Origin of the sequence: Carnobacterium sp. FSL E2-0243 (assembly GCF_038003605.1) — a bacterium.
GTDB lineage: Bacteria > Bacillota > Bacilli > Lactobacillales > Carnobacteriaceae > Carnobacterium > Carnobacterium maltaromaticum.
On record NZ_JBBOPM010000001.1, the window covers coordinates 673,034 to 685,262 of the forward strand.

The following is a 12,229-nucleotide window of genomic DNA, read 5'->3' on the forward strand; positions in this document are numbered from 1 at the left end:
TTTTTAATTTACAATTAATTAGAACGTAGAGAAGAAATTTAAAATTCACTTTAAAAGTACATTTGGAAATAAACCTAAAAAAATGCTATAATTTAGTTAAATAAACATAACAGGTTGGGCGCAAGCTTTCAAGGCATTATTCTCCAAGGGTGAGGAGAATACTTTGATTGTTTGTGTCTTTTTTTGAACTAATATAAGTAAAGGAGAGTGTACAAATGATAGATAAATATGTAGAAAAAGATATTTATAGACAAATAATGATATCAAAGTTACTTTTTAAAAATGGAACACTTAATGTAAATGATTTAGTGAATCATTTTAAAATAAGTAGAAATACTGTGGTGGCTTATGTATCTCAAATAGAAGAGTTAATCTCAATTGATGCAGCAACTATTAAGTATGAAAAAGGAAAAATTACTCTTGTTGGAAAAGAAAATGTTATTCTATTTGAGCTATGTCAAAGAATATATAGTTGTTCAAAGTGGCTCAAGTTTGTTTGTAGCTATCTTGAAGGGAATACTATAGAAGATATTGGTAATAAGAATTATCTTTCATTAGCAAGCTGTTATCGCTATAAAAATCTATTAGATGAATACTTGGTTGCTATTGGAAAAGAAAATGTCTTATCACACCATATGAATGATGAAAACATTTATAGAATGTTGAAAACGTACCTATTTTTTCTTACAGGTGTGGAATTAAGTTTTATTGATGGATCTTTTTATAACCGTTATTCAACTAATATCTATAGTTTTATCAACAGGACTTGTTTAAAATTACAAAGAAAATATTCTTCAGAAAGCTGGGAATATATTGAGTTGGCAGTGTTTATTGCCATAGATGAAATTACCAATAAGTATCCATTGAAAATGCCACAAAGATTGAAGGAAGACTTAACTCATTTTCCTATTTTGAAAATAGTGAAAAAAAGTTTAAGAGACAATGGTTTAGATACTATTATAGATAGTGAAGATGAAATTGTGGCAATTACTTTATTATTCATACAACTTCCATATATTACTACTAATATGGATGTTTTTGAACTGGAATTTAGTAGAATAAATAACTACTATTTAGAAAATATACCTGAATATGAAGATTTAATAAATCGATTTTGCATAGAATTTGGGGAAAAGAACATAGATACTTTAATATTTTATAAATCTATCATTACCTATATCGATTCTATGACACTTGATTACCAAGAGTTTCTTCCAGAGCAAGAAGAAATGTTTGAAGAAAAAGATGTAGTTTTAAAAAATAGGGTATCTAGCGTTATAAAATTATGGATACAAGAATGCTTGAAAGAAGAGTTTCATATTAGAGATAAATGCATAGATAAATTAACAAATAGAATTTCCTTTATTCTTAATCATAAGATTCAGTACTGGGTTAAGATTGTAGCCTCATCAGATTTTGAGTATCAAGCAATTAAGGATTGTATAAACTCACAAGAGTGTACTTGTGAGTTTATTATAGAAACAGAAACCTATTATAATTTATCCGAAGCAATCGAGAAAAATATATCAAAAAATGAGTTAATAGTATGTACAAATGACAAGTTTTATTGTAACGAAAAAAAATCAATAAATGTAAACCTTAAGACCCTTCGAAAAGATATTATTATGGGATTACAAGAATATGAGTTAATCTAGTCTAGCGATAAAATGATCTGGTAATCTAAAAATATAAACTCAAATAGATTTAAACTACACTAAACTTATGCAGGGATTTCAAATGACAATATTTTATGATGAGACATTCAATTAGGAATGTGTCCAGCATGTGGAATGCAAGATTTTTATGAACTAAAAGATAGGTTGATTTTTTGGAAGCAGAACTTCATCAGGATTTTGATAACCAAAAATAGAGTGTATTCTTTTAATGTTGTGGTAATTTTTTGGATAACCTATGGGCTGTATGACAGGTTCCACCTTGCTTTTGAAACCGTATTTGTTTAATTCTTCTCGTTTGATTGGTTTTTAAAAAGGCATATGCTAATAGTGGGGTTCCTTTTGCGCACTTGGGACCAAAAAAAGAAATGATAAAAAAATTTGAACGATATGGTAGGAGAAATTAAAATATTATGGTAAGTTCTTTTGGGTGTAAGTATGCTTTTTAATTTTCATAAAAATTTCAGTTTTCCTGAAAGTTGAATAAGATACATTGCAACATAGCAGCTTCACGTAAAGTTACGGTATGCTCTACAATAAAAAAAGAAACGCTGATTTAGCACCGTTTCCTTTTTTATTTAGATTTTAAGATTACAAATTTATAGTGACTTGGTTTTACAAATTATTGAGAAACAAACTATCAATGGTCATAATACAGGATTTCAATTCAAAAAGCGTTTAAAATAGGTTATATGTTGTTTTTAAGTCAGTAACGTGCGTTGCTTTCTCTGCTCTATAAATTGGATATAATAGTATTGAAAAAAAGAAAAAGTACAAGAATTAATAAATAAAGATATTGTCCCCCTTCCTTGGTATGTTGAGGAATATTATTGTGCAATGCTAAGTATCCCCCTACTCATTTTTACTATTGGAAATGAGAAAAATCTAAAAAAGTTGAAATATTTAGTTAAATTACAAAAAAATAGGTGAAAATTTTCACAAAATGAAGTAAAATAGAATTCGAGTATATTAGATAGGCTGCTTTTTGATTGTGAAAAATAAGGCACATGCTATCCTATCCAGTTCTTATGAGCCAGTCCTTCGGAAAAAAGATAAATTCCCAAAAAAGTAAAGAATCACTTTTCTTGGAATTTCCTATTTTTCTGCCAGGCCTAACCAGCTCAACAAACTTTTATCAAGGCTAGTTCTTATGAGCCAACTCCTCGAGAAAAAGATAAAAATTCGAGATGGCAAAAAACGCCATATCAATTTTTCCTATTTTCTTGCCGGAGCTAAACGGCTCAACAAACTTTTTATTTAGGAGTGAAACAATGTATACACCGGACGAGATTTTAGATATCACGATTGACATGGGAACAAAGAAAATTGCTAAACCATTCGTTTCTAAGCTATTATTAGGATTTGTTGGTGGAGCTATGATTTCATTAGGCTACTTAGCCTATATTCGTGTAGCTTCTTCCATGATTGAAGATTGGGGCAGTATTGCCAGTTTTATTGGTGCATGTGTCTTTCCTGTGGGCCTAATTGTTATATTATTAGGTGGTGGTGAACTCATTACAGGTAATATGATGGCTGTTGCCGCAGCTTGGTTTGATAAGAAAGTTAACACAAAAGACCTATTACTAAATTGGGTAACGATTACCTTAGCCAATGCTGTTGGAGCAATTTTTGTGGCTTATTTCTTTGGTCATATTGTTGGATTAACTAGCTCAGGTGTTTATTTACATGAAACAATTACTTTAGCTCAAGGCAAAATAGCCGCAACACCGCTTCAGGCTTTTGTTTCAGGCATTGGCTGTAATTGGTTTGTAGGAATTGCATTATGGCTTTGTTATGGAGCGAAGGAAAGTAGTGGCAAAATTTTAGGTATTTGGTTCCCAGTTATGGTATTTGTAGCGATTGGTTTCCAACATAGTGTGGCGAATCTATTTGTTATCCCAGCTGCTATTTTTGAAGGTCAAGCAACTTGGTTAGAACTTTTACAAAATTTTGTACCGGTCTACTTAGGCAATATTGTCGGCGGAGCTGTTTTTGTTTCTGGTCTATATTATAAAGCGTTAAAACACTAAAACGTTAAAAAAGAGAGAAATGGGCTATCGTTTAGCTCATTTCTCTCTTTTTTATTTATTTGGATCTACAAAAAAATACCGAATAATCGAAACAATAATGAAGAATAAACCGCCAATAAAGATTAAATCCATAAAGACGTGAATATAAACCATAATGCCACCACTACGAACGGATTTTTCTAAAAAAGGCATGGTTAGATAAACAATAAAATAAACTAAACTGACAAACCAGCTACCATATACAATTCTCTTTAACATATTAAATAGTCAGACCCTTCATTATATCAATTGGTTTTACTAAAAATAAACAACTATCTTCCTCATTAGTATAAACTAAATTTTCTTTAAAAGCGATGGGTTTTAGTGTGCAATTTTTTTAATTAGGTGTACAATAAATGTATAAGGATATAGGAAAGTGGGGATTTTAATGAAATTAGTATTTGTACGTCATGGATTAAGTGACTGGAATGCCTTGAACCAATTTACTGGTTGGGTGGATGTTGATTTAAGTGAAGCTGGTTTAGCCGAGGCCGAAGAAGCGGGCCGTAAAATAAAAGAAGCGGGTATTGAATTTGATCTTGCCTTTACTTCTGTTTTAAAAAGAGCAATTAAAACTTGTCATATTGTACTAGAAGGCTCGGATCAACTATGGGTGCCAGAAGTAAAATCTTGGCGTTTAAATGAGCGTCATTACGGTGCTCTACAGGGGTTAAATAAACAAGAAACAGCAGAAAAATATGGTGTAGATCAAGTTCAATTATGGCGTCGTTCTTATGATACATTGCCTCCATTATTGGATCCAACTGATCCACAATCGGCTTCTCATGATCGTCGCTATGCGAACTTACAAAAGAGTCGTGTTCCAATGGGCGAGAATCTAAAAGTTACTTTAGAACGCGTGATTCCTTTTTGGGAAGATCAAATTGCCCCTGCTATTTTAGATAATAAAACAGTTTTAGTTGCAGCACATGGGAATTCATTGCGTGCGCTAGCTAAATATATCGAAGGTATTTCAGATGAAGATATTATGGGCTTAGAAATTCCAACTGGGCAACCATTAGTTTACGAATTAGATGAAGATTTAACTGTTAAAACTAAGTATTATCTATAAAATAAACGACTCAATGTAGTTTTAAATCAATAATAAGCTGAGCACCTGGTTTTACTAGGTTCTTAGCTTATTATTTTTCTGAAAAAATCTTACAATTTGATGAGAGTATGCTATAATAACTCTTACTATTTAGTTATTCTACATAGGCTAAAGTTAAGGGGATGAAAGTGTGAAAAAAGAAGTTTGGTTAGATAGTTTTAAGGTTGTATATCCTGTTACTTTAGGTTTTATTCCATTAGGTATTGCTTGTGGAATGGTGCTCTACGATGCAGGATTTAGTCCTTTGGGGATTGGACTAATGAGTTTTTTAGTTTACGCAGGAGCTTCGCAGTTTATGGTGGCTTCAATGTTGGTTATGGGTGCGACCGTGCCAGCTATGATTATCATGACGTTCTTTTTAAATTTACGGCATGTGTTAATGAGTTCAAGTATGTCTACTTATTTTAAGAAAAGTTCAGTGCCATTTTTATTAATTTTTACCCATTCATTAGCAGATGAAAGTTATGCTGTTAATTACAATCAATTTCTAAATCATAAATGGGATCAAAAACATGCAATGGCAACTACCTTTATTCCCTATGTTACTTGGGGACTTAGCACAATTGTTGGTGGAATAGTAGGAAGCCAATTGACTGTAAATACAACGATTATGAATTATGTCTTAGTTGCTATGTTTATTTGTTTACTAGTTATGCAGTTTGTCTCGCCATTATTTATCTTTGTAGGTTGTTTATCAGGTATTTTATCTGTTATTTTGATGATTCTTTTAAAGCATAATATTGCTTTAGTGTTAGGGGCATTAATCGCGTCAATTATTGGATTTTTGGTAGACGAATATATTCTGTCTAAGCCAGATAAGAAGGGGGTTGATTCTCAGTGAGTTTAACGAGTCAACAATTGTATTTAATTCTTGGAATGGCAGTTGTCACATATTTGCCAAGGATGCTACCGATGTTACTTTTAAATAATCGAGAAATCCCTGAAAAAATTGTGAGGTGGATGTCTTTTATTCCAGTATCCATTTTTGCAGCATTAATTTTTTCAGATATCTTTTTTTGGGAGAACCAATTTTCGATAAATCCACTTGAAAATTTAAAACTTATTCCTGCTATTGTAGTCTTTTTTATAGCGTATAAAACGAAAAATATTATGTGGTCGATTGTGTTTGGTGTTGTTGGAATTTCGTTGATGGTTTGGTGGTTTTAAAAGGTTCAAGATAAAGTAAGAGGAATTGAATAACGATTTATAAATTTTATAGAATTTCAAGAAACAAAACTAAGTAGTCATAGTTTTGTTTCTTTTTTTTTGCTTTTATTTAAGTCAGTGTTAGTTTACTCATACCTAATTCATTCATTTTAATAAGAAAAATAACGAATAGCTATCTTGAAAAAAAGCTAGGTATAACTAGCCATAAAACCCGTTTTTTTTGAAAAATGTATTCTAGAATAAAATTGTAGAGACATAACCAAATGCTGAATTTGTTATTCTAATTGACGGAGGGAGAGTGAGGACTTCAAAAATTAGTTATGAAAGGAGAAAAAATGGCTAAAAGGAAAAAAGGGTTAAAGCTAACTTTACTATTCTGTGCTTTATTTTTGTTTAGTACAATGCTGAATACAAGTTTAAAAAAAGATCAAACAATTAAGGCTTTTGATAACGAAGCGAAACTAGTGCTCTCGTCAAAAGTTGGTTCAGAAAAAAATAGTATTCAGCTAGACTTAGAGATTCCAAGTACTTTTACTTCTGAAATTAAAATTCCGATTACAGATAACAGTCAGTTAATTGATTATTCATTAAATGAAAGCAATCAAAATGGATTTTCAATTACGAGTACTGCTACAGAATTAATCATTCAGCCAGAGATTCCTACTGATGAAATGATTAACGAAGAGTCAGAACAACCTCTAAGTAGCAATCTTGTGACTTTAAATGTAAGTATTCAACACTCTGGAACAGTTGAGTATGTGGCTGAAACATTCCAAGATGGCGTTAAAAGCATGTCGAATAGTGAAACTGTCACAATTGTGGAAGAGAGTGATGAAGTAGAGTTAGAACAAGATACTACTTCTGAAGCGGATGAAAAAACGGAAACACCTTCTATAGAAGCAGTTGAAGAAATAAAAAATATTGGTAAGATTCAAAGTCGCAGCGCTGTAACTAGAGGAATCAACGATAATATGCCTCAAAAAAGGTTAATCATTAATGAAAAATTCAGAGATCCAATTGGAACTGGTGCGAATTTTATTGAGCCAACTATTTTAGAGTTAAGTAAAACCAAAAGTCAAACTGGAAGTATTTGGTCAAAAAATAAGCTTGACTTAACGCAAGATTTTTCTTTGAAATCTTATATTTATCTGGGAGATTCAGGGAAAAGTGCTGGTGATGGTGTTACTTTTACGCTCCAAAATGATGAGCGAATGGCTACTAATCCTGAATCTGTTATTGGAAGTAGCGGTTTTGCTATGGGGGCTTATAGTTCTAAAAGTGGAGCCAACTACGTGCATAACGCCTTATCAATTGAATTTGATACCTACTATAATAATGGTTCGAGCAATAGAGTTGACCGAGAGTTAAATAGAAATAGTGATTATGGACATATTGCGATGGTGCGTCCTAAAGCAAATAATAATAACTATACTGGCGAGCATTCATATGTTCAATATTCTCCAGGGTATCTTTCTAATGGGAAATGGCGTTCGTTTACTGTGTCCTGGAATGCAGAAACGAAGACATTAAACTATCAGTTAGAGGGCTTTGACCAAATTAGTGCACCAATTGATCCGCAAACTGAATTTAAAGGGCAAGAAGCTTATTGGGGATTTACCTCTTCAACAGGCGGAAACTGGGCTCAAAATGCAATTGCTATTTCTGAATTGCCACAAGAATTAGAGGCAGATCAAGAAGTCCTAATGAAAAATGTAACACAAAATGGAGAATATTCTTCTGAAATTAATGTCAATACTGGCGATATTGTAGAGTATCAGGTTACAAATAAATATCTATCAGAAGTTTTTGGAGCTTCAGATTGGGATAATGTTGCAACACATGCTACTTTGCCAGCAGGTATTGATTATGAAGTGAATTCAGCGATTATTGATGGAGTAGCGATTTCAGATCAAGAAATTACGACTGACGGTACCGCAATGATTTTCCCGAAAGCAACATTATCTTTTGATAAATTAACCCAGAAACTTGTTTTTCGTGGAAAGGTTACTGGAGCAGATGGTCCCAAACAGTTGACGACTAATTTTGAAGCTATTGGAGACAATGCTACGATCCAGGACAAGCAGACAATTGCCAATTTGGCAGAAAAGAAAGCTGGTCAAGTTACCTTTAATTATGTAGATGAATCGAATCAACCAATTGCTGAAAGTATCAGTAAAACTGGATATCTAGGAGAGTCTTACTCGGCTGAAAGAAAAGAGTTCCCTGATTATTTATTAGTGGAAATACCTAGTAATGAAAATGGAACATTTACTGAAGCACCGATTAGTGTAACGTATCGCTATGAACTAAGGCAACTTAAATTTATTTCGGCTCCATCGCAAATTAGTTTTGGTGAATCCCTAAAAATTTCAACAAAATCTGAAGTTTATCCAATTTCAGAAATGACAGGTTCTTTAGCTGTTCAAGATACAAGAACAGTTAAATCAAAATGGAGCATTACGGCAAAAATGAGTAAGTTCCTAGAAAGCAGTTCTGGTCACACGTTGAAAAATGCGATTTATTATAGGCATGGCAGTCAGAATCAGTTGCTGGGTGCAGAAGCGATTTCCGTTTATGACGGTCTTAGTCAAAATGATGATGTCTTAGCTATTTCAGATGAATGGACTGGCGAAGAAGGTCTGAGTTTGCAAATAAAAACGGGTGCTGCGTTTCCAGAGGCTTACAGTGGAGAAATTAGCTGGACCTTATTAGATACTCCGGCGAATGAGTAAGGATAGGGCTCAATGAGCTTTTTATTAGGCTAGCTCTTATGAGCCAACTCTTCGGAAAAAAGATGAATGGTAAAAATGACAAAAAGCGTCATTCCTCCCATTCCCTATTTTTCGGCCAGAGCTAATCGGCTCAACGAGCTTTTTATTAGGCCAGCTCTTATGAGCCAACTCTTCTAGAAAAAGATAAAAATTCGAGAGGACAAAAAGCGTCCTATCAATTTTTTCTATTTTCTTATCAGAGCTAACCGGCTCAACGAGCTTTTTATATAAAGGAGGAAAATTATGAAGAAATGGATTTTCCTGTTTATGGCTGTATTTTTTCTAGTAGGTTTTAGTGGAACGGGTGAGGCTTCTGAAGCAAGAAGTGAGGCTCAGTATCAATCTAATGGAGAAGTTTCGTTTTATGGCGTTTATGAAAAAATTACCGAACCAGAAAATGAACTCCCTGGGACTGAGACACATCCAAATACCGGTACTGGGACTGTAAAACTGCCACTAACTAATGGGCAAAAATATTTTCCGCAAACAGGAGAAAAAGCTTATCTAACGACCTTATTAACTGGTTTATTCACAATTGTATTGGCAACATTGCTATACAATTCTAATAATAAAAAACAAAAAAATGGAGGAATTACACAATGAAATTAACAACAAAAATGACAACATCAGCAATTATCTTAGGTGCTTTAGCCTTGAACGGTAGCAGTGTACTTGCTGCAGAAAAAGCTAGTTATGAAAGCAACGGGATTGTAGAATTTACAGAAAGTAATGATATTACAAAACCAATTGACCCAACTGATCCAGGTGAAGAAGTTGACCCAATCGATCCAACTGATCCAGAAGGTCCAAATCCAGGAACTCCAGGTCCTTTAAGTATTGACTATGCTTCAAGCTTAACTTTTGGTAAAAATAAGATTTCAAACAAAAATGAAACGTACTTTGCCAATGCACAAAAAATTAAAGATGGTAGCCACCGACCTAACTATGTTCAAGTAACGGATACTCGTACTGGGAACTTAGGTTGGAACTTATCTGTTAAACAAGAAGGCCAATTTTCAAATGCTACAGCAACAAATAAAACATTAACAGGAACAACTTTACAATTAGCTTCTGGAACAGCAAATAGTGCTTCAACTTCACCAGCAGCAATTGCTGAAAGTGTTGTAACATTAGATCCAGCAGGTGCTACTTCAGTGGTTATGAGTGCTGAAAAAGGTAGTGGTTGGGGAACTTGGGCTTCTTATTATGGAACGGTAGAAAATATGGAAATCGCAGGGGAAACACCAGAAGAAAATGAAACTGTAGCAGTGAATAAAGCTGTCACATTAAGTGTTCCAGGTGCGACTCCTAAAGATGCTGTTAAATATAGTACAAAATTAACTTGGATCTTGTCTGACATTCCAACAGAAGAAGAGTAAGACGAATGAATTAGACAAATCGTACAACTAAATTAAACAATCAGAGGAGAATGAAAAATGAAAATGACAAAATTAGTAACAACAGCAATGGTAGCAGTAAGTACTTTGGTATTAGGTGGAGCGATTGCATCAGCTGCAACTTATTCAACAGGTGGAACAGTTAAATTTGTAACGGATACAGACATCACAACTCCAGTAGATCCATTAGATCCAGGCGAAGAAGTGACTCCAGTTGATCCAACTGATCCAGAAAAACCAATTAAACCAGGTACTCCTGGACCTTTAAGTATTGATTTTGCTTCACCTTTATACTTTGGCGAACAAAAAGTATCTCCTAAAGATCAAGTTTATCCTGCTAACGCACAACCAATTGTTGGTGGTGAAACTCGTCCAAACTATGTTCAAGTAACGGATAAACGTGGTGGTGAATTAGGTTGGTCATTACAAGTAAAACAAAATGCTCAATTTGAAACGGCTGAAAAAAATATCTTAACAGGTGCAGCTATTTCATTTGAAAATGGAACAGCAGTAACAGATTCAGAATCTCTAATCCCAAGTATTGTGACTAAAACATTCTCTTTAGTTCCAGGTGCAGACCAAGTCGTTATGACAGCTGCTGAAGGTGAAGGTGCGGGTACTCAATTATACCGTGCTGGAGATGATACAACGAAAGCAAATAGTGTGAAATTAGCTGTTCCAGGTAAAACAACTAAATACAAAGGTACCTATGAAACCAATTTAACTTGGACATTATCAGATGTACCAACAAATGAAGTTGACCCAGATCCAGAAGCATAAAATACGTTAAATATGAAGTTGAAAGCATTGGTGAATAATCAATGCTTTCAATTTTCTATTAGTTAGGAGCCTAAAATGAGAAAATATAACATAATTATCACTTTAATATTATTTTTAAGTATACTAGTAGAGTGTAAAACAGTTCAGGCATCGGAACTGAATTTTGCAGCTATCCCTACAATTCCAGAAAATCAATTAAATAAAGAAAAAACTTATTTTGATTTAGTCATGAAAGAAAATACAAGCCAAACTATTGAGGTGAAATTACGTAACGATACAGATAAAGAAGTCATTGTTGAACCTAGCGTAAACTCAGCAACGACAAACATCAATGGTGTTGTCGAGTACGGAAAAGTAAAAGATAAAGCAGATAGCACCTTACTTTATAATCTAAAAGATATGGTCAGTGTAGCGAAAGAAGTCGCGATTCCAGCTAAAAGTGAAGTGACGGTTCCGTTAACGATTACAATGCCTAAAGAGAGTTTTAAAGGAATTTTGGCCGGCGGAATTACATTGCAGGAAAAAGAAAGCGATGGAAAAAAAGATGCTAAAAATGGTGAGGGATTAGCGATTGAAAATCGTTATGCTTATGTGATTGGTTTAGTCTTGCGTTTATCAGAGGAGAAAATTGCCCCTCAAATGACTTTACAAAATGTCAAACCAGACCAAGTTAATGCTAGAAATGTCATAACAGCAAATTTGCAAAATCCAACTGCACGTTTTATTAATAAGTTGGGTGTAAAAGCTCAAATTACTCGCAAAGGCAATTCAGAGGTTTTATTTAAGGAAGATAAGGAAGGCATGCAAATGGCTCCAAATTCGAACTTTAATTTTCCAGTCGCGTTGAACGGGAAAAAATTAGAAGCTGGTACTTACGTATTTAAAGCGACAGCGACTTCCAAGGATGATAAGTGGGACTTTGAGAAAGAATTTACCATTGATTCGAAAACGGCCAAGGAATTAAATGATAAAGATGTTTCAATTGAAAGTAACTATACATGGTTATATCTATTAGTAGGTTGTGTATTGCTTATTTTACTTTTGGCAATTATTACTTTAGTTTTAATTTTACGAAAAAAGAAAAAAGAAGAAGAAATTAGACGCCAAAAAGCGAGACTTCGTAAGAAAAGACAAAATAGAAATAAAGCACAAAAAGAAAACCTCAAAAAGACTTAAATGAGAAAATGTAGTTTATTTTTCGTTATCCATGAATTTAGGACCTCAATAAAATTCAATAGTAATCAGGATAACGGCTGCAAGT

General features: G+C 33.5%; 11 protein-coding genes and 1 other annotated feature. Of the genes, 10 read left to right on the plus strand and 1 reads right to left on the minus strand.

The features are described from left to right. Positions 1–112: 112 nt before the first annotated feature. Positions 113–159 (plus strand) — a sequence feature (sodium ion sensor (DUF1646 type); this cis-regulatory element may regulate processes involved in with the transportation of sodium ions). Between the two features lie 56 nt (positions 160–215). Together MHI00_RS03035 and MHI00_RS03040 are read left to right on the plus strand one after the other, a co-directional pair. Then, on the plus strand, positions 216–1,655 hold the full coding sequence (locus MHI00_RS03035; protein ID WP_341110981.1) for a hypothetical protein: 1,440 nt from the start codon (positions 216–218) through the stop codon (positions 1,653–1,655). Positions 1,656–2,944: 1,289 nt separating this feature from the next. Continuing rightward, positions 2,945–3,703 carry a formate/nitrite transporter family protein gene (locus MHI00_RS03040; RefSeq protein ID WP_010051262.1) on the plus strand — a complete coding sequence of 253 codons (759 nt, stop codon included), beginning with the start codon at positions 2,945–2,947 and terminating at the stop codon, positions 3,701–3,703. A gap of 51 nt (positions 3,704–3,754) precedes the next feature. On the opposite strand, the gene MHI00_RS03045 is transcribed toward MHI00_RS03040, so the two are convergent. Beyond that, positions 3,755–3,961 carry a pyrimidine-nucleoside phosphorylase gene (locus MHI00_RS03045; protein ID WP_229251714.1) on the minus strand — a complete coding sequence of 69 codons (207 nt, stop codon included), beginning with the start codon at positions 3,959–3,961 and terminating at the stop codon, positions 3,755–3,757. 169 nt (positions 3,962–4,130) lie between these two features. Between MHI00_RS03045 and gpmA the strand changes: the two genes are divergently transcribed. The 8 genes from gpmA to MHI00_RS03085 all read left to right on the plus strand — a co-directional run bounded on the left by gpmA (position 4,131) and on the right by MHI00_RS03085 (position 12,144). Beyond that, positions 4,131–4,814 carry a 2,3-diphosphoglycerate-dependent phosphoglycerate mutase gene (gene gpmA / locus MHI00_RS03050; RefSeq protein ID WP_015077378.1) on the plus strand — a complete coding sequence of 228 codons (684 nt, stop codon included), beginning with the start codon at positions 4,131–4,133 and terminating at the stop codon, positions 4,812–4,814. A 169-nt stretch (positions 4,815–4,983) separates the two neighbouring features. Continuing rightward, positions 4,984–5,694, plus strand: coding sequence for an AzlC family ABC transporter permease (locus MHI00_RS03055; protein WP_187958816.1), 711 nt, complete (start codon positions 4,984–4,986; stop codon positions 5,692–5,694). Beyond that, positions 5,691–6,020: an AzlD domain-containing protein gene (locus MHI00_RS03060; RefSeq protein ID WP_010051269.1), complete on the plus strand. Its 330-nt coding sequence runs from the start codon at positions 5,691–5,693 to the stop codon at positions 6,018–6,020. Before MHI00_RS03055 ends, MHI00_RS03060 begins: the two co-directional genes overlap by 4 nt. Before the next feature lie 335 nt (positions 6,021–6,355). Then, positions 6,356–8,752: a lectin-like domain-containing protein gene (locus MHI00_RS03065; protein WP_341110995.1), complete on the plus strand. Its 2,397-nt coding sequence runs from the start codon at positions 6,356–6,358 to the stop codon at positions 8,750–8,752. A gap of 282 nt (positions 8,753–9,034) precedes the next feature. Then, entirely contained in the window at positions 9,035–9,394 is a 360-nt protein-coding gene (locus tag MHI00_RS03070; protein WP_015077375.1) for a hypothetical protein, read from the plus strand. Next, positions 9,391–10,170 (plus strand): WxL domain-containing protein, encoded by a 780-nt coding sequence (locus tag MHI00_RS03075; protein WP_010051275.1) that lies wholly within the window; start codon positions 9,391–9,393, stop codon positions 10,168–10,170. Before MHI00_RS03070 ends, MHI00_RS03075 begins: the two co-directional genes overlap by 4 nt. Before the next feature lie 57 nt (positions 10,171–10,227). Then, positions 10,228–10,968, plus strand: a complete 741-nt coding sequence (locus tag MHI00_RS03080; RefSeq protein WP_010051276.1) for a WxL domain-containing protein — start codon at positions 10,228–10,230, stop codon at positions 10,966–10,968. 75 nt (positions 10,969–11,043) lie between these two features. After that, a complete protein-coding gene (locus MHI00_RS03085; protein ID WP_341111000.1) occupies positions 11,044–12,144 on the plus strand; it encodes a DUF916 and DUF3324 domain-containing protein in 1,101 nt (366 codons plus the stop codon). Positions 12,145–12,229 lie beyond the last annotated feature (85 nt).